Here is a 15,634-nt window from a genome sequence, read left to right on the forward strand (position 1 = left end):
CCCTCTTCGGCAGGCGACGTACCTTTGAGGCCCCGTCCGGTTAGGAGGGGTACATGCAGCAGCAGGGGTTTTCTATCGAGGACGAACCGGTCGCCGGGGCGATGCCCCAGGCCGACGGCGAGCGGTGGCTCGTCCTCAACCCGACGAGCGGGACGGCAGACCACACGGAGGTGGTGCGAGAGCTGGCGACCGAACGCGGCTACCGAATCGAGGAGACGACGGGTGAGGGCCACGCGACCGAACTCGCCCGCGACGCGGCCGCGAACGACGTGCACCTGCTCGCCGTCGCCGGCGGTGACGGGACGCTCCACGAGGTCGTCGTCGGCCTCGCGGAGGCGGAGGCGCTCGACACGACGACGGTCGCCGTCGTGCCGGTCGGAACCGAGAACATCTTCGCGACGAACATCGGCATCCGCGACGCAGAGCACGCCTTCGAGGTGGTCGAGACGGGCGCACGCCGTCGGGTGGACATCGGCGTCGCGGACGGCGAACCGTTCGTGATGTCCTGTATCGCGGGGTTGCTGGCCGACGCCAGCGTCGCGACGAGCAGCGAGCAGAAAGAGCGGTTCGGGTCGCTCGCGTTCGTCGCGAGCGGGCTGAAGCAGGCCGCCTCCTTCGACGGCCTCCACATCGACCTCACCGCCATCTCCGACGGCGAGACGGTGTCGTGGTCGGGCGACGCGCTCGCGGCGCTCGTCGGAAACTCGCGGCGGTTCGTCGAGGAGGGCGGACAGGCGGAACTGGAAGACGGCCTGCTCGAAGTCGTCGTCATCGAGCGGATGCCCGCCGGTGACATCGTCGCGGAGGCGTTCGCCCAGCGGGTACTCGGCCGGACGACGGACCACGTGTTCCACACACAGGCGAGTCAGCTCAGCATCCGGGGGGCCGACGGCGACCCCATCGACTTCAGCCTCGACGGCGAGCCACGGCGACACGACGAACTCCGCCTCCACACCAGACCGTTCGCGCTCCGGGTCTGCGTCGGCCCGGCGTACGACGTCGAACCGACGAGGTCGTGAGATCGAGTCGGGCGAGACGACGACGAGAACCGGACCACGTATCGTCCCTGCGGAAGTTCCCTCACGGATGACGACCCTCCTGTTCGTCCGTCACGCGCACTCGCCGTGGGTTCCGAACCGCGAAGCCGAGCGGCCACTCTCCACGGCAGGTCGGGTCGCCGCCCAGCGAGTCGCCGACCAGTTGGACGACCGGCGTATCGACGCCGTCGTCTCCAGTCCGTACGAGCGCGCTCGGCAGACGGTCGAACCGCTCGCCGTGCGTCGTGACCTCGACGTGCGAACGGACGACGGGTTCCGCGAACGGGCGCTGGCCGACGGCCCCGTCGAGACGGTCGGCGAGACGTTCGAGAGCGCCGTCGACGCCGTGTGGAGCGACTGGTCGTTCGCGTGGCCGGGTGGCGAGTCCAGCGACGAGGCGCAGGCCCGTGGCGTCGCCGCCGTCGAGCGGATACTGGACCGACACGAGGGAGAGACGGTCGCCGTCGGCACGCACGGCCAACTGCTGACGGCGACGCTGCACCACTACGACGACCGGTTCGACCGCACGTTCTGGCGCGAGGCGTTGACGACGCCGGATGTCTACGAGGCGCGCTTCGAGGGGGCAGAGATGGCGGCGATTCGACGGCTGTACGAACCGGCCGAGTAGCGCGTCAGCCCGCGAACGACTGTAGGTCGAACTCGTGACCCCACTCGTTTCGGACCGTGGCCACCGGCCTCACTTAGCGGTGAACGTCACGTCGGGCATCCCGTCGCCCAGCAGGCCGCCGAACGCCGTCTCGTAGCCCTCGTGGCGGGCGGTCTGTGGCCACGTCGTCACCGAGAGCGTCACGTCGTCGCCCGACTGGAGGCTCTCGACGGGTGCGCCGTAGTGGTAGCCGAGGTCCGGGTCGAACGTTCGGACGAGTTCGCCCTCGAACACCGACTGGCCGTCGCGTGTGACCGCTCCGTCGAGGCCCATCGCGGGGACGACCATCCGGTTGTACGGCGTCCGCGCAGAGACGGCGAGGTACTGGCCGTCACCGTCGACGCCCTCCGGCGGCGCGTCGAGGACGGTGGTGACGAGCACCGCGTCGTTGCTCGTCCCCTGCCCGACCACTCGACCCGGCAGGTCCTCGACGGCGGGGGCGGTGGAGTCGGCGTCCATCATCGAGTTCGGTTCGAGCGCCCCCTTCTCCCCCGCGTCGTCGCGGGTCTCGAACGAGAGGCCGTCCTTGCGCTGGCTGCTGTACTCGAACTCGATGGTCGTGCTCGCGGGGTCGGCGAACCTCTCGGCGAACGACCCCGTCCGGCGCGTCGACATCCCGCCGACGCTGACGTTCACGTCGTACGTGCCGTCGCCCTCCAGCGTGAAGTTCGCGCCGTAGTGGAAGCCCATCACCTGGCTGAGCATCGGGTAGATGGTCTCCTGGGAGACGAACTCCCCGTCCCTGCTGATGTCGACGTCCATCCCGGTCTCCGGCAGTGCGAGCTTCGTCTCCGGGTCCCAGACGACCGCCATCAGGTGGACGGCGTCGTCGCCGCTCGACTCGACGCCGGTCTTCTCCACGTCCCGACCGTTGACGTTCCAGAACCGGTGGGCGAAGCTGTACATCAGCCCGAACTCGTAGTCGCCCGCCGTCCCCATACCGACCGACGCCATCCCCTCCTCGTGGCTGGGGACGTAGACGGCGTCGGGACGGTTCTCGGGGACCGGCGGTATCCCGGCGGGCTGCGTCTCGAACACGCCGAGACACCCGGCCGAAGCGGTCGTCGCGCCGGCAGCCGCGAGACCCAGCCCCGCCCGGAGGAACCTCCGTCGTCGCATACACGTACTCGGGGAGTCCGACGAAAGGGCGTTCTGGTCCGACCGTCGAACGCTCGTGTCCGCACCGGAGAACGTGTGTCGCGGCCACACACGGCTTCGTGAACGATGGGGGGGTCGGATGGTCCGGGACGGATGGGTGGTCGGAAGGCGAGCGGACGGGGGGTCCCGGACAGCGACTCACTCCTCCAGCAGGTGGTCGATGAGTCGGGTGAACCGGTCGACGAGTCTGCCCGGGAGCGACGGCGTCGCCCGGCGGAGCAGTCGGGCGGTCTCCTCGGGGCGGGCGAGTGCCAGCGTGACGCGGTTGCGCGCGTCGCGCTCCTTCCGGACGAGGTCCTGCTCGACGAGTCGGTCGAGGTGCCACTCCAGCGTGCTCCGGGCGATGCCGACTCGCTCGGCGACGGCGCTCGGGCGGGCGGTACCCTCGTCCAGCAGGGCGGCGACGACGTCCGACGCCGTCTCGCGGGAGAGCAGCGCCAGCGCCCGGCGCTCCCACTCGTCGTACGACGGCGGGTAGTAGTGCGTCCGGCCGTAGAGGCGCTGTTCGGCGATGGAGTCGGCCGACCGCAGACGGCCGAGGTGGTACTGGACCTGCCCCGGCGCGAGGTCCAGCGCCCGGACGAGTCCGTTGAAGTGGATACCCGGCGTCTCGCGGACCTGCGCGGCGACCCGGTCGCGCGTCTCGCTCATCGGCGCTCACCCGTGGCTCGCGCGCGGTCCGACCGGACGGAGTAGACGGCGACCAGCAGGAACCCGACCAGCGCCACGTCGAGGACGTGTTCGAGCGTGTGGTGGACGCCGTCGGCGAGGAGTCCGTCGAGCATGAGCAGTCCGGCGACGGTCCGAGCGAGCAGCGTCGCGAGCGCGAGGAGGACGAGCAGGTACGACCGGGAGCGCCGCTGGACGTACGCGACGCCAGCGAGACCGACGAGCAGCAGCGACCCGCCGCCCGCGAGGACCAGCGAGAGCGCGAGTCCCGACCCGTGTCCTGCACCCATTGCTACCGACCGTAGCCGCTCGACCGGCTTTCGGGTTCTGGTTCGCGCGTCGAAACGGTCGGCAGTCGGTGGTTCGCAGTCAGAGGTCGGCGACCATCTCGCTCACGACCTGTAGCTCCTCCTCGTTGACGCCGTGGCCCATCGCCTCGTAGATGCGCTCGTCCACCTCGCCGCCCAGCCCCTCGAATATCTCGCGCGTCTCGTGGACCCGTTCGAGCGGGATGTGCGGGTCCCGGTCCGAACAGCCGAGGAAGACCGGCGTGCCGTCGAGCGACCCGTCGTAGTCCCGCGGCGTGTCGTCCGGGCCGACGACGCCCCCCGACAGTGCGGCGTGCCCGCCGCGACGCTGCGCGTTGCGCGCGAGGAACTCGCTGGAGATGCACGCCCCCTGCGAGAAGCCGACCGTCATCACCTTCTCGGGGGGGACGCCTGCGTCCGTTGCGGTCGCGATGGCGTCGGCGATAGCCTGTAACCCGGAGTCGAGACCGGGCTGGTTCGACTCGGTGGGTTCGAGGAAGGAGTTCGGGTACCAGGTGTTCCGCGCGGCCTGCGGCGCGAGCAGTGCCACGTCGTCTCGCCCCTGGCTCACCTGCCGAGCGAGGTCGAGGATGCTCCGCGCCGTCGCGCCGCGCCCGTGGATGGCGACGACGGCGGCCTCGGCCTCCGCCGGGTCCGCGCCGCCCGTCACGAGCGGCTGGGACTGGTGTGGTCCGTCCACCGGGTCGTCGGGACCGAGCGAACTCATCGGGCGTCCCTCCCGTCGGTCGACCGGTTTCGTAGTTGCATCGATAAACCTGGTTACGAGGCGAACTACTTTAACCGTTCGCGGACGAACGGGACACCAGGTGACATCGATGTCAGGGGAGCAGTACACCGAGGAGGCCTGTGTCGTCATCGACTCCATCGAGCAGATCGGCTCGCAGTGGCGACTGGTCGTCCTGCACGACCTGCAGGAGGGAGAGAAGCGGTTCAACGAACTGAAGCGCTCGACGGGAGCGTCCTCGCGGACGCTCTCGCGGGTGCTCAGCGACCTGCAGGAGACGGGCTTCGTCGACCGCAGACTGGAGGAGGACGCGCCGGTCGCGACGTACTACTCGCTGACGGAGAAGGGCTGTTCGCTCCGCCCCGTGTTCGAGGAGATAGAGTGCTGGGCGAACGACTGGCTCGACGAGAGCGTCGTGGACCCGGAGACGACGCCCGCCGAACCCGAGGCGGACGCGCCCGCCGAGTGACGTCGGGGGGCCCTACTGACGTACTGTTCGTCCCTCAGTCCGGGCGTTCGAGCCTGAACCGGTCCTCTGTCGTGCTGTAGTAGCTCCCCGCGAGGCGACCGACCGCGTCGAGTTTCCTGACGTCCGGTTTCCCGTCCGTGAGCAGGTCGTCGTCGACGTGGGCGTGGACCACCTCGCCGAACACGAGCGTCTGGCGGCCGATCTCCTGCGTGTCGTACAGTTCGCACTCCAGCACGACCGGCACGTCCGCGATTCGTGGTGCATCGACGCGCGTGGCGTCGACGCGTTCGAGGTGCGCGTGCTCGAACTCGTCCTCGCCGGGCGCGAGCGTCGCACTCGTCGCGTTCATCGCTTCGGCGAAGTCACGGGTGACGACGTGGACGGTGAACGTCTCGCTCTCGATGGCGTTGTTCGCGCTGTCCTTGCGGTGTTCGCCGGTGCCGCCGGGGGCGAAGTAGACGACCGGCGGGTCGGGCGAGACGACGTTGAAGAACGAGTACGGCGCGAGGTTCGCCCGGCCCTCGGCGTCGTAGCTTCCGACCCACGCGATTGGTCGGGGGACGACGACACCGCCGAGCAGACGGTACGCCGACCCGAACTCCTCGGGTGCGCCCTCCATTCAGGCCCGCCCCTCGGAGACGTCCGTCCCGGTCGGTGCGTCGGGCAGGTCGTGCTCCTCGACCGGGAGGTCCAGCGCCTCCAGCGCGGTCCGGAGGTCCTCGCCGCGGACGTACTCCGCTTCCGCTTCGACGCGCGCTGCGTGGGCGCGGGCGAGCACCTCGGCGCGGCGGTCGTCCGGAATGGCGAACTTGTCGGCGACGAGTTCGATGGTCAGGCCGTTGTGGTCCCTGGTGTAGAGGCTGTGGAACGCGCCGCGGTCGAACTCCGAGAAGCGCCGCCCCGTCTCCCGCAGGTTCTCGCGGGTCTCGCGGAACTGTTCGGGGTCGAGGCGGAACGCGAGGTGGTGGACCGCGCCGACGTCGGGGTCCTGCCGTTCGACGGAGTCGCGCTCCTCGTCGCAGAAGAACGTGACGAGGCGGCCGTCGCCCGCGTCGAAGAACAGGTGAGTCTCGTCGGTACTGTCGAGGTTCGGCTGGCGCATCACGAGGCGCATGCCGAGGGTGTCGCGGTAGAACGCGACGGTGTCCTCGACGGTCGACCCGACGAGCGTGACGTGGTCGGTCCCCTCGACGTGGAGGGTGCTGTCCGGGCGGTCGGCGGTGACTGGGGGGTCGCTGCTCACGGGGGCGCTACGAGCCGACGGCGTATAGCCTCCCGTGGACGCGGCGGTTAGCGGGTGGCACGAGCGTCACCTGGATGGTGACGAGCGGACGAGTTCACCGCAGCGAACCGCTACCCGAGGTTCAGTATCTCGCGGGTCTCGTCGGGGGTCGCCACGGGTCGACCGAGCGTCTCGGCGACGGAGACCACTCGCTCGACGAGTTGCGCGTTGCTCTCGGCGAGTTCGCCGCGGCGGTAGTAGACGTTGTCCTCCAGGCCGACGCGGACGTGGCCGCCGAACAGCAGCCCCATCGTCGCGAACGGGAGCTGGTGGGGGCCGAACCCGAGCGTGTTGAACGACGCACCGTCGGGAAGGTCGTGGACGAGGGCGAGGAGGTTCTCGGGCGTCGGCCGCGTGAGCGTCCCCGACCCGAAGATGAGCGTCGCGTACACCGGGTCGTCGAGGTCGCGGCGCTCCAGCAGCTCGTAGGTCTCGGTCACCTGCCCGCCGTTGAACAGTTCGAGTTCGGGCTTGATTCCCCGCTCGCGCATCTCGTCGTACAGTCTGTCGATGGTGGCGCGCGTGTTCTCGCTCGTCAGGTGCTGGTAGCGGTTGAGCGGCCCCATGTCGAGGCTCGCCATCTCCGGGGCGGGGTCCGTGCGCAGGGGCTGGAGGCGCGCCTCGTCGGACGCGCCGGTCGCCCCCGTCGAGTGCTGGACGACGAGGTCCGGCGCGCGGGAGCGAATCTCGTCGTCGATGGCCTGGAAGCGCTCGGTCGAGAACGCTCGCTCGCCGTTGTCCGCGCGGGCGTGGACGTGGACGACGCTCGCGCCGGCCTCCCGGCAGGCGGCGGCCGCCTCGCCGATCTCCGCGGGCGTCTCGGGGAGGTTCGGGTTCGCCTCCTTGCCGTGGACGCCGCCGGTGAGCGCGGCGGTGACGATGGCCGGCTCGCCCGCGAGGTAGTCGTCGTAGCTCACTCCTGGTCCTCCGCCGCACGGTAGAACTCGCAGTCCGTCTCGTGGTCGAGGCTCCAGCGGTCGTTACAGATGTCGGCGCGCATCGGCTGGACGAACGCGTCGACGGCGGTGCAGTACGCTCGGTCGGTGTCGAACGACCGCTCCTCGTCCGCGTCGCGGTACTCCAGATACGGGCAGGTCATGGAACGGGGGACGCGCGAGTTCGCCAAAAGCGTTCGCTGATTGCGAGGTCACCGGGGTGTCGGGGACTCGGACGTGAGTAGGGCACCGCAGCCGACCACAGCGCACTTGTCGACGCGTCGAATCGTCCGGGTATCACGTGTCCCTCCGCTCGTGGCCCCACCGCCGGACGGTGCTCGCCTGCTGCGTCGTCGCCTACTTCGGCGTCCGGTTCGCGGAGTACGTCCTCACAATCGTCTACCCGGACGTTCGGGCGGGCGTCGGCGTCTCCGACCTCACGCTCGGCGTCGGCTTCACCGCGAGCACGGTCACCTACGCGCTCGCCCAGTTGCCCAGCGGCGCGCTCGGTGACCGGTTCGGCGCACGACGGGTCGTGCTGGCGGCGCTCCTCGGGACTGCCGTCGCCAGCCTCCTCCTCGCGGGAGCCACCTCGGGGGCCGTGCTCGTCGGCGCGATGGCACTGCTCGGTGCGGTCGGCGGCGCGTACTACAGTCCGGCGACGGCGCTCCTCGCAGACCGGTTCGACGCCACCGGCCGCGCCATCGGCGTCCACCGACTCGGCGCGCAGGTGGTCGGCCTCACCGGCCCGCTGGTCGCGCTCGTCGGCGTGAGATACGGCTGGCGGGTCGCCCTCGCGTCGGGGGCGGCCGTCGCGCTCCCGGCGTTCGTCGGGTTCGCGCTGTTCGTCCGACCCCGTGGTCAGAGCGTGCCTCCGGAGTCGACGACCGCGCTCCGCGAACGACTCGACGCCGGGACGCTCCGGGAACTGCTCTCGCGACGACCCATCGCGGTGACGACGGCCGTCGCCGCCCTCGCGCAGTTCGCCGACACGGCCGCGTTCTCCTACCTCCCCGCCGTCCTGCGTACGTATCACGGGCTCTCGCCGACGCTCGCCGGGACGCTGTTCGCCGGCTACTTCGCCGTCCAGGCGGCCATCCAGGTGCCGACGGGGTGGCTCTCGGACCGGGTCGGTCGCGACCCGGTCGTCGTCGGGACGCTGCTGTCGGGCGTCGCCGGGTTCTGTCTGCTCGTCGTGGGCGACCGGACGGCCGTCGTCACCCTCGGCGTGGGGCTCGTCGGCGTCGGGATGGGATGGAGCCCCGCGGTGCAGTCGCGGTTCCTCGACCACCTCGACGCGGAGGAGTCTGGTCACGGGTTCGGCCTCGTCCGGACCGTCTACATCGGGTTCGCCGCGCTCTGTGGGCTGGTCGTCGGTGGGGCGGTGACCGTCTCCGGGTGGGGACTCGCGCTCTCGACGCTCGCCGGAGCGATGGCGCTGGCGACGCTGGTGGTCGTCGTGAGTCGGGTCGAGAGGAAGTGGTGAGGCTGTCCAGTCAGTTCCCGCGCGCCACCGGGTTGAACCGGTCGGGGTCGACGCGCTGGGTGAACCAGTAGACGCCCGCCGCGAGCACGGCCGCGGCCAGCGCGTCGGTCAGCCAGTGGATACCGAGGTACAGCGTCGACAGCACGATGATGAACGCGAGTGCGCTCACCAGCCGCGAGTACTTCTCGCTCGCGTTCCGCGCGTACAGCGCCGCGAGCACCGAGAGCCCGGTGTGGAGGCTCGGGAACGCCTTGACCAGCGTGTCCGTCGCCATCACGCCGGCGCGGATGATGGGGTTGAAGTCCAGCATCAGCGGCCGCACCTCCAGCAGGTACAGCCCCGGAATGCCGACCGGGAACAGCAGGAAGAACGGCACGGCCAGCAACACGAGGACGATGTACGCCATCGCGTAGCGACGCGCCTGTCCCTCGTCGTGTGCCTTCAGCTTGAAGTACGTGAACAGCACGATGAACGGGAAGCCCACGAGGTACGCGACGGTGAAGAACGCCGTCAGCGCGTACGCCGCCCACTCGGGGACGATAGCAGTCACCGACTGGAACGTGGCGACCGCCGGGCCTTCGAGTTCGTAGACGTAGTTGGTGAACGTTCGGTCGGCGTGGAACCGGTGTGCGAGTTCGTTGACGCAGAACGTCACGACCCACGCGAGACCGATGTACCGCCAGTCAGTTCGGAGGAACTCCCGGACGAACGCCACGGGGCGAAGGTCGGGGAGGAAGACGCGTGCGCCGACGAGGAAGGCGACCAGCGCGGCCGCTGTCATCCCCACGACGTACTGCGTCTCCGGTTGGAGGGGGACCATCATTGCAAGGTGCACGTATCGCTAATGAGGCTAAATATCTTTTCTTCTAGAGTTACTGGCACGTTCGGTGTCACTCCACCGCACGGTCCACGACCACCATCGCACGACCACCACCGGACGGTCACCGCCATCGAGACAGCGTTTTGCACCCCGGAACCGAACGTCGAGGCGTGCAAGTCGTGGGCTACGACCGCTCCGACCCCGCTCTCCGCCTCGCCAGCGACGGCGACCTCTCGCGGCAGGTGCTCGCGCCCGGTACGGACCTCGCGTACACGCTCGGCGAACGACACTGTGCGGGCCGCATCGACTACGAAACCGAGCGCCACGAGTTCTGTGCGAACCCGGCGGCACCCTACTGTCCCACGCACACCGTCCCCTGGTCGGTCCAGTCGAACGCAGACTCGACGGAGGAACACGCCGTCTACCTCGCCGCGTTCGCCCCCGACGTGTTCAAGGTCGGCGTCACTCGCTCGTGGCGACTGGAGACGCGCCTCCGCGAGCAGGGGGCCGACCGCGCCGCGCACATCCACACCGTCAGCGACGGCCGCGTCGCCCGCGACCTGGAGGCCGAGATCGCCCGGGACGTCGGCGACCAGGTCCGCGTGGCGACGAAGGTGGCCGGACTCCACGAACAGGTCGACGAGACGGCGTGGGAGGCACTGCTGGCCGACCACCGCGTCGTCGAGCGCTTCGACTTCGACTACGGCGTCGACCTCGACGCGCGACCGGTCGCCGAGACGCTGCTGACGGGGACGGTCCGCGCGACGAAGGGCCGAATCCTCCTGCTCGACCGCGGCGGCACGACGTACGCCGTCGACCTGCGGGACCTGCTCGGCTACGAGGTGCACGAGGAGGCGGACGGTCGCGCGCTCCAGTCGAGTCTCGGGAGTTTCTGAACGAGGTCGCGAGCGCCGTCGCTCACGACGACTGGAGCGAAAACTGAAAGAACGCGACGACGCGTCAGTTACGCGATTCGAGCGCGTCGGCGATGCGTTCGAGTTCGCGGCGGACGTCGTGGACCTCGTCGCGGACCTTCCGGACCTCGCGGACGAGTTCCTCGTTGGCGCGGTCGTTCTCGCCGCGTTCGCGGGGGTCGGGGCCGCCGCCCATTCCGGGCGGACCGCCGCCCATGCCACCGGGGCCGCCGCCCATGCCGCCACCGCCCATCCCGCCGGGGCCGCCGCCGCCCATCATACCGCCCATCATCTGGGCGAACGGGTTGCCGCCACCGCCCATCCCACCGGGACCACCCTCCTCGCCGCCGAACGCCTCTTCGAGACGCTCCTCGGGCGAGCGGTCGTCGGGGCCGCCCTCGCCCTCGCGCTGTTCGGCGCGCTGCTGTCGGATCTCCTCGACGCGTTCGCGGAACGACTTCTCCTCGCCCGCGTCGTCGCCCGCCTCGTCGTCACCGCTCACGATTGGCTCTTCGTCGGCCGATTCGTCGGACGGCGTCTCCTCCGTCGGGTCGTCGTCACTCATGGGCCGCCCTTCTCGGCCACGTCACAAAAGGATGTGTGACTGGCGTCGGTCGCAAAGTGAGTCGTCAGCGTGGCTACAGTCGACGGACGACCAGCGAGATGCCGACCGCCGCCAGGAGCAGGACGCCGAGGTTGAACGCCGCCTGGTACAGCGGCTGGTAGCGCTCGCTCACCCACACGTCGATGGCGTGGGAGGCGCTGCCGTAGAAGTTCACCGTCGCCACCAGCGCCAGCAGGACGCAGAGACCGAGCGCGCCATAGAGGAGGTACGTCCGCAACTGGTCGGCGTCGAGCGCGGTCCGGGTGCGTGCGCTCGGGCCGTAGTCGGCGTTGGGTCGGTCGACGGCGTCCTCGCCGTCGCGCGTCTCGGAGCTCACGCCGACCGCCTCCGGGCGAGCAGCGCCGTGCCGAGCACCGCGACCAGCGCTACGACGACGCCGAAGCCGGGACCCTGACCGTCGGATTCGTAGGATTGGGTGCGGGCGGGGCGGTCGTCGGTCGGTTCGTCGGAGTCGAAGTCGCTCACCTGGAGGCCGGTGTCGGTGGTGGTCTGGTTCATGGGAATCGTCTTCGTGGGGTCGAGTGCTGCGGGGGCGCGGACGGTGTCGACCACGACGCCGTCGCGCAGCAACACGGCGTCGAGGTAGTAGTTGTACTGCGTCGGGACCGTCAGGTCGAGCGACGCGGTGGCGGTGCGGCCGGGGCGGACCTCGCTGACGTCGACGGTCGACCGGTCGGCGACGATGCCGGAGTCGACCTGCCGGGCCTTGACCAGCAGTTCGACGTCGCCGACCACGTCGTCGCCGGTGTTCGTCAGGAGGGCGTCGACGGCGAGCGTCGTCCGGTCGTCGTCGCTGGCGGCGATTTCGAACTCGACGGCGGGCATCGGCCCGTCGAACCGGTGGAACTGGAGGTCGCTCTCGGCGAACGCGGGCTGGAGCGACCCGACGCCCGAGACCGACCGGCGGGTCTCGACGATTCGGCGCTCGTTCTGGTAGACGATGGACTCGACGCGGTAGTCGCCCGAGCGCGGGACGGTGATGTTCGCGGTGACCGCCCGTTCGCGGTCGCCGTCGACCGTGCCGACCGCGACGGTGCGCTCGGTCTCGACGAGGCCGGACGCGGCGTCGACGGCGCGGACGCGGAGGGTGACGTTGTCGGCCGCGCCGCCGCGGTGTTTCAGTCGGGTCTCGACGCGGAGGGTCGCCGTCTCGCCGGTGACCGCGCCGGTGCCGATGGCGAGGTCGCTCACGGCGAGCCTGCTGGGTGGTTCGGGGTCCTGCTGGGGGGCCGCGAGGACGCCCGGGACGGCCACCATCCCGACGGCCGAGACGAGGACCACCAGCGCGACGCCGGCAGCGAGGACCAGATTCCTATCCATGCACCGACACTCGGGAGGTAGATGATATGCTTTGTGTTCAACAGGTCACGACGAGGAACCATCCGGACGAGCGGCGCGAGGTCTCGTAGCGACCGACTCGTCCGGAGACCGGTGGCGAGCGTCGCCCGAATCGGCGGGGTTTATCCGGTCGCTCCACGAGCGATGCGTATGGAAGCGTCAGTCGGGTCCGATATGGGCCTCGGCCTCGGACTGCTGTTCGGTGCGCTCGGCGTCGGCGGCGCGCTCGTGATGCTCGTCGCCGCGTTCGACGAGATGCAGGTGCTCGCGGGGATGGGGTTCGCCGCCGCGATGGTCGCCGGGACCGTCCTCATCGCCGCGTTGCATCTCGCCGAGCAACCCCGGTGACCAGCGACCGCAGGCCGTAACCGTTAATCCGCGCAATCGCCTAGCGATGGCTATGGCAGAGTTGAGCGAGGAAGACCAGCAGATCCTCGAGTACCTTCGCGACAGCGTCGCGAACGGTAACCAGTACTTCCGCGCCAAACGCATCGCGAAGGGAGTCGGTCTCACCGCGAAGCAGGTCGGTGCCAGACTGCCCCGACTCGCCGACAGCGCCGACGACGTCGACATCGAGAAGTGGGGTCGCGCCAAGTCCACCACGTGGCGAGTAACCCCCGGTGCCTGACCGGAACCCCACGGTAATTTTCCGCTGCGGTTCGTAGTACCCCCATGACCGTACGCGTCGAACGGACGTTCGACCTCGACGCCTCCCCCGAGGAGGTCTGGGCGTTCATCTCCGACCCGCGCAAGCGCGCCGCACCCATCAGCGTCGTCGACGAGTTCGAAGAGACGGGGGAAGGGACCGCCGTCTGGCACGTGAAACTCCCCATCCCGCTGCTCAAACGGACCGCGTCCATCGAGACGGAGGAGACCGACGTCCGACCGCCGGAGTACGTCCGGTTCGTCGGGCGCTCGAAGGTGATGCGCGTCGTCGGCGAACACGAACTCACGCCCCACGGCGACGGCACGCGACTCACGAACCGCTTCACCGTCGACGGGAAGCTCCCCGGCGTCGAGAAGTACTTCGAGCGCAACCTCGACGGCGAACTCGACAACCTGGAGGACGCGCTCCGCCGCGACCTGGCGACCGCCTGAGTATCCATGCGACTCGCCCTCGCGCAACTCGACGTCGAACCGACCGACGTGACGGAGAACGTCGACCGCGCGGTGGCCGCCGTCGACCGGGCGAGCGACCGCGGCGCGGACCTCGTCGTCCTCCCGGAACTGTTCACCGTCGGCTACTTCGCGTTCGACAGCTACGCCCGCAGCGCCGAGTCCCTCGACGGACCGACGCTCACCCGCCTCGCGGAGGCCGCCCGCGACCACGAGGTGGGCATCGTCGCGGGGAGCATCGTCGAGGACCTCGCGACGACCGACGGCGGCCCCGCCGAGGAGGGCCTCGCCAACACCTCCGTCTTCCTCGACCGGGCGGGCGACCGCCGCGCCGTCTACCGCAAGCGCCACCTGTTCGGCTACGACTCCGCGGAGTCCGACCTGCTCGTCGCGGGCGAGTCGCTGCCCACCGTGGACTTCGACGGGTTCACCGTCGCCACGACGACCTGTTACGACCTGCGCTTCCCCGAACTGTACCGCCGCCTCGTCGACGACGGAGCCAGCTGCCACGACTGCATTCGGTCCGATTTCGACACCGGGAGCGATTACAGCGCCTGCACCGACGAACGCCCCGTCGTGGAGAATAATTCGCTCGAACACATCGTCGCGGAGTTCCATACCGTCTTCACCGAGATCGTGCGTGACCCCCACGATACTGCAGTTTGGACCGACCTGTACTTCGTCACCGATCTCGGCGTTTTCGACGAAACAGCCTGCGTTGATGTCAACGCTATCGCCCACGTGGCACTTCTTGAGCGATGTCCGCTCGTAGATGCCACAGTCGTCTCCTACCGTGGAGTCATGAACGGTCACGTATTCACGAACCATCGATTCACCGATTTCAGACTCTACGACCCGTGTCGAGTCGTCAACATCACGTGCCATACACTTGACGCAAATTCCCTCCGCTAATCAGTACCGGTTACTCACTGCTGATAGCCGAGAACGCTGTTCACCCTCGACGCTGCCGTTCAGGCCTCGACGTACTCCAGGTCGTCCACGTCCTCGCCGCGGACCACGGCGACGAACTCGCCGGGGTGTTCGTAGTGAGGCAGGAGCAGAGCGTCGTCGAACACGACGAGTCGGGCGTCCGCGGCCTCGGCCAGGTCGTGCCCGCGTTCGACCGGGAGCATGTCGGTGGCGTTCCGTCCCCAGACGAGCGTGACGGGGATATCCAGGTCGGCGAGCGTCGCCTCCAGGTCGGCGTCCGAGTCGAGGAAGCCGCCGACGAACGACGCGGGCGCGAACCGCGCGCCGGGCTGGTGGGCCAACTGCCAGCGGTACTCCGTCCACTCCGGGTCGGCGTGGCTGGTGTCGTAGAAGCCGTGGTCGGCCTGGAAGTACTGTAACGAGCGCTTGCTCGCCAGCAGGTTGAACAGGCCCTCGCCGACGAGCGGTGCGCGCAGCAGCGACCGGAGCCACGTGCGCCGCCCCGGTACCGTCGTCGTCGTGGGGCTGACGAGGACGAGTTCGCGCACGTCGAGGTCGCCCTCCGCCACCGAACGAGCGACGTACGCCGAGGAAAGCGACGACCCGACGACGGTGGCGTCCTCGCTGGTGTCTCGCAGGAAGTCGGCGACGAACGTCTCGTACAGCGACGCGGAGTACATCAGCGGTGGCCGGTCCGAGAGGCCGAACCCCGGCAGGTCGGGTGCGAGGACGTGGTACTCCTCGGCCAGCGCGTCGAACACCGGGACGAACTCGGCCGACGAGGCGGCGGCGTTGACGCCGTGGAACAGGACGAGGTCCGGGTCGTCCGGGTCGCCCGCCTCGGTGTACGAGACGTCGAACCCGCGCCAGCGGTACGTCTGGGTCGCTCGGCCCAGCGGCGTGTGCGGCGTCGACGCCCGGTCCGACAGCAGTCGGTTGGCGACGGCTGTCCCCCCGAGGCCGGCGACCGCACCGACGAGAAGCTTACGAATGCGCATGGTCTCCGTAGGACGGTCGGGCGCTTAATCCCTGTCCACGCGGTGTCAGTTCCCTCGCCGCACGTGACCGTCTCGCTCGCTCCGACGTCGCCTCGACCCAGGTCGCCTCGGCCGAGTCTTCTCAGTCGAAGCCACCT

Annotated in this window: 21 protein-coding genes and 2 pseudogenes; 9 read left to right on the forward strand and 14 right to left on the reverse strand. The window is 69.6% G+C overall.

The annotated features are described in order from the left end of the window. Window positions 1-53: 53 nt before the first annotated feature. Both MX571_RS18025 and MX571_RS18030 read left to right on the forward strand, forming a co-directional pair. Window positions 54-1,019, forward strand: a complete 966-nt coding sequence (locus tag MX571_RS18025) for a diacylglycerol/lipid kinase family protein (protein WP_247419405.1) — start codon at window positions 54-56, stop codon at window positions 1,017-1,019. A 67-nt stretch (window positions 1,020-1,086) separates the two neighbouring features. After that, window positions 1,087-1,665 carry a histidine phosphatase family protein gene (locus MX571_RS18030; protein WP_247419407.1) on the forward strand — a complete coding sequence of 193 codons (579 nt, stop codon included), beginning with the start codon at window positions 1,087-1,089 and terminating at the stop codon, window positions 1,663-1,665. A gap of 69 nt (window positions 1,666-1,734) precedes the next feature. Here MX571_RS18030 and MX571_RS18035 read toward each other — a convergent pair whose 3' ends face one another. The 4 genes from MX571_RS18035 to MX571_RS18050 form a co-directional block, all read right to left on the reverse strand. Then, a complete protein-coding gene (locus MX571_RS18035) occupies window positions 1,735-2,823 on the reverse strand; it encodes a DUF7350 domain-containing protein (protein WP_247419410.1) in 1,089 nt (362 codons plus the stop codon). A gap of 177 nt (window positions 2,824-3,000) precedes the next feature. Then, window positions 3,001-3,513 carry a winged helix-turn-helix transcriptional regulator gene (locus MX571_RS18040; RefSeq protein ID WP_247419424.1) on the reverse strand — a complete coding sequence of 171 codons (513 nt, stop codon included), beginning with the start codon at window positions 3,511-3,513 and terminating at the stop codon, window positions 3,001-3,003. Beyond that, window positions 3,510-3,821 carry a DUF7471 family protein gene (locus MX571_RS18045; protein WP_247419426.1) on the reverse strand — a complete coding sequence of 104 codons (312 nt, stop codon included), beginning with the start codon at window positions 3,819-3,821 and terminating at the stop codon, window positions 3,510-3,512. Before MX571_RS18045 ends, MX571_RS18040 begins: the two co-directional genes overlap by 4 nt. Before the next feature lie 79 nt (window positions 3,822-3,900). Further along, window positions 3,901-4,566, reverse strand: a complete 666-nt coding sequence (locus MX571_RS18050; protein ID WP_282594685.1) for an alpha/beta hydrolase — start codon at window positions 4,564-4,566, stop codon at window positions 3,901-3,903. A gap of 109 nt (window positions 4,567-4,675) precedes the next feature. Here MX571_RS18050 and MX571_RS18055 point away from each other — a divergent pair, with 109 nt between their 5' ends. Further along, window positions 4,676-5,053: a winged helix-turn-helix transcriptional regulator gene (locus MX571_RS18055; protein WP_247419429.1), complete on the forward strand. Its 378-nt coding sequence runs from the start codon at window positions 4,676-4,678 to the stop codon at window positions 5,051-5,053. Between the two features lie 34 nt (window positions 5,054-5,087). Here MX571_RS18055 and MX571_RS18060 read toward each other — a convergent pair whose 3' ends face one another. From MX571_RS18060 to MX571_RS18075, 4 genes are all read right to left on the reverse strand, one after another. Next, window positions 5,088-5,672: a flavin reductase family protein gene (locus MX571_RS18060; RefSeq protein ID WP_247419432.1), complete on the reverse strand. Its 585-nt coding sequence runs from the start codon at window positions 5,670-5,672 to the stop codon at window positions 5,088-5,090. After that, complete coding sequence (locus MX571_RS18065; RefSeq protein ID WP_247419434.1) at window positions 5,673-6,296, reverse strand: VOC family protein; 624 nt, start codon at window positions 6,294-6,296, stop codon at window positions 5,673-5,675. A gap of 110 nt (window positions 6,297-6,406) precedes the next feature. Then, window positions 6,407-7,252 carry a beta-keto acid cleavage family enzyme gene (locus MX571_RS18070; protein WP_247419435.1) on the reverse strand — a complete coding sequence of 282 codons (846 nt, stop codon included), beginning with the start codon at window positions 7,250-7,252 and terminating at the stop codon, window positions 6,407-6,409. After that, window positions 7,249-7,434, reverse strand: a complete 186-nt coding sequence (locus MX571_RS18075; RefSeq protein ID WP_247419436.1) for a hypothetical protein — start codon at window positions 7,432-7,434, stop codon at window positions 7,249-7,251. The genes MX571_RS18070 and MX571_RS18075 overlap by 4 nt, the downstream gene beginning before the upstream one ends. Before the next feature lie 137 nt (window positions 7,435-7,571). Here MX571_RS18075 and MX571_RS18080 point away from each other — a divergent pair, with 137 nt between their 5' ends. Continuing rightward, complete coding sequence (locus tag MX571_RS18080) at window positions 7,572-8,756, forward strand: MFS transporter (RefSeq protein WP_247419437.1); 1,185 nt, start codon at window positions 7,572-7,574, stop codon at window positions 8,754-8,756. 10 nt (window positions 8,757-8,766) lie between these two features. On the opposite strand, the gene MX571_RS18085 is transcribed toward MX571_RS18080, so the two are convergent. Continuing rightward, entirely contained in the window at window positions 8,767-9,579 is an 813-nt protein-coding gene (locus MX571_RS18085) for a phosphatase PAP2 family protein (protein ID WP_247419439.1), read from the reverse strand. A 167-nt stretch (window positions 9,580-9,746) separates the two neighbouring features. Between MX571_RS18085 and MX571_RS18090 the strand changes: the two genes are divergently transcribed. Beyond that, entirely contained in the window at window positions 9,747-10,472 is a 726-nt protein-coding gene (locus MX571_RS18090; protein WP_247419440.1) for a DUF2797 domain-containing protein, read from the forward strand. Between the two features lie 64 nt (window positions 10,473-10,536). Here the strand turns inward: MX571_RS18090 and MX571_RS18095 are convergent, their stop codons facing one another. The 3 genes from MX571_RS18095 to MX571_RS18105 form a co-directional block, all read right to left on the reverse strand. Further along, complete coding sequence (locus tag MX571_RS18095) at window positions 10,537-11,055, reverse strand: hypothetical protein (RefSeq protein ID WP_247419441.1); 519 nt, start codon at window positions 11,053-11,055, stop codon at window positions 10,537-10,539. Between the two features lie 73 nt (window positions 11,056-11,128). Next, window positions 11,129-11,431 (reverse strand): DUF8060 family membrane protein, encoded by a 303-nt coding sequence (locus tag MX571_RS18100; RefSeq protein WP_247419442.1) that lies wholly within the window; start codon window positions 11,429-11,431, stop codon window positions 11,129-11,131. Then, the gene (locus tag MX571_RS18105) at window positions 11,428-12,435 is read right to left on the reverse strand and encodes a DUF7490 domain-containing protein (protein ID WP_247419445.1); all 1,008 of its coding nucleotides are present in this window, start codon (window positions 12,433-12,435) and stop codon (window positions 11,428-11,430) included. The genes MX571_RS18100 and MX571_RS18105 overlap by 4 nt, the downstream gene beginning before the upstream one ends. A 168-nt stretch (window positions 12,436-12,603) precedes the next feature. Between MX571_RS18105 and MX571_RS18110 the strand changes: the two genes are divergently transcribed. The 4 genes and pseudogenes from MX571_RS18110 to MX571_RS18125 all read left to right on the forward strand — a co-directional run. Continuing rightward, window positions 12,604-12,801, forward strand: a complete 198-nt coding sequence (locus MX571_RS18110) for a DUF7525 family protein (protein ID WP_247419448.1) — start codon at window positions 12,604-12,606, stop codon at window positions 12,799-12,801. Between the two features lie 52 nt (window positions 12,802-12,853). Then, window positions 12,854-13,081, forward strand: a complete 228-nt coding sequence (locus MX571_RS18115) for a DUF7123 family protein (protein WP_247419450.1) — start codon at window positions 12,854-12,856, stop codon at window positions 13,079-13,081. A gap of 44 nt (window positions 13,082-13,125) precedes the next feature. Then, window positions 13,126-13,551, forward strand: coding sequence for an SRPBCC family protein (locus MX571_RS18120; RefSeq protein WP_247419453.1), 426 nt, complete (start codon window positions 13,126-13,128; stop codon window positions 13,549-13,551). A 6-nt stretch (window positions 13,552-13,557) separates the two neighbouring features. Beyond that, a pseudogene (locus MX571_RS18125) lies at window positions 13,558-14,073 on the forward strand (nitrilase-related carbon-nitrogen hydrolase); the annotation flags it as partial. A gap of 21 nt (window positions 14,074-14,094) precedes the next feature. On the opposite strand, the pseudogene MX571_RS22805 reads toward MX571_RS18125, so the two are convergent. Together MX571_RS22805 and MX571_RS18135 are read right to left on the reverse strand one after the other, a co-directional pair. Next, window positions 14,095-14,454 (reverse strand): annotated as a pseudogene (locus tag MX571_RS22805) (acyltransferase); the annotation flags it as partial. Window positions 14,455-14,540: 86 nt separating this feature from the next. Next, a complete protein-coding gene (locus MX571_RS18135) occupies window positions 14,541-15,497 on the reverse strand; it encodes an alpha/beta fold hydrolase (RefSeq protein WP_247419359.1) in 957 nt (318 codons plus the stop codon). Between the last annotated feature and the right edge of the window lie 137 nt (window positions 15,498-15,634).

It is taken from the genome of Halomarina salina, from assembly GCF_023074835.1.
In the GTDB taxonomy this organism is placed as follows: domain Archaea; phylum Halobacteriota; class Halobacteria; order Halobacteriales; family Haloarculaceae; genus Halomarina; species Halomarina salina.

Excerpts from the sequence above, each read along its gene's own strand:
- MX571_RS18040 (WP_247419424.1), bottom strand. The coding sequence starts at position 3,513 with ATGAGCGAGACGCGCGACCGGGTCGCCGCGCAGGTCCGCGAGACGCCG.
- MX571_RS18025 (WP_247419405.1), top strand. The coding sequence starts at position 54 with ATGCAGCAGCAGGGGTTTTCTATCGAGGACGAACCGGTCGCCGGGGCG.
- MX571_RS18110 (WP_247419448.1), top strand. The coding sequence starts at position 12,604 with ATGGAAGCGTCAGTCGGGTCCGATATGGGCCTCGGCCTCGGACTGCTG.
- MX571_RS18045 (WP_247419426.1), bottom strand. The coding sequence starts at position 3,821 with ATGGGTGCAGGACACGGGTCGGGACTCGCGCTCTCGCTGGTCCTCGCG.
- MX571_RS18095 (WP_247419441.1), bottom strand. The coding sequence starts at position 11,055 with ATGAGTGACGACGACCCGACGGAGGAGACGCCGTCCGACGAATCGGCC.
- MX571_RS18085 (WP_247419439.1), bottom strand. The coding sequence starts at position 9,579 with ATGATGGTCCCCCTCCAACCGGAGACGCAGTACGTCGTGGGGATGACA.
- MX571_RS18050 (WP_282594685.1), bottom strand. The coding sequence starts at position 4,566 with ATGAGTTCGCTCGGTCCCGACGACCCGGTGGACGGACCACACCAGTCC.
- MX571_RS18060 (WP_247419432.1), bottom strand. The coding sequence starts at position 5,672 with ATGGAGGGCGCACCCGAGGAGTTCGGGTCGGCGTACCGTCTGCTCGGC.
- MX571_RS18120 (WP_247419453.1), top strand. The coding sequence starts at position 13,126 with ATGACCGTACGCGTCGAACGGACGTTCGACCTCGACGCCTCCCCCGAG.
- MX571_RS18055 (WP_247419429.1), top strand. The coding sequence starts at position 4,676 with ATGTCAGGGGAGCAGTACACCGAGGAGGCCTGTGTCGTCATCGACTCC.
- MX571_RS18035 (WP_247419410.1), bottom strand. The coding sequence starts at position 2,823 with ATGCGACGACGGAGGTTCCTCCGGGCGGGGCTGGGTCTCGCGGCTGCC.
- MX571_RS18115 (WP_247419450.1), top strand. The coding sequence starts at position 12,854 with ATGGCAGAGTTGAGCGAGGAAGACCAGCAGATCCTCGAGTACCTTCGC.
- MX571_RS18105 (WP_247419445.1), bottom strand. The coding sequence starts at position 12,435 with ATGGATAGGAATCTGGTCCTCGCTGCCGGCGTCGCGCTGGTGGTCCTC.
- MX571_RS18135 (WP_247419359.1), bottom strand. The coding sequence starts at position 15,497 with ATGCGCATTCGTAAGCTTCTCGTCGGTGCGGTCGCCGGCCTCGGGGGG.
- MX571_RS18075 (WP_247419436.1), bottom strand. The coding sequence starts at position 7,434 with ATGACCTGCCCGTATCTGGAGTACCGCGACGCGGACGAGGAGCGGTCG.
- MX571_RS18030 (WP_247419407.1), top strand. The coding sequence starts at position 1,087 with ATGACGACCCTCCTGTTCGTCCGTCACGCGCACTCGCCGTGGGTTCCG.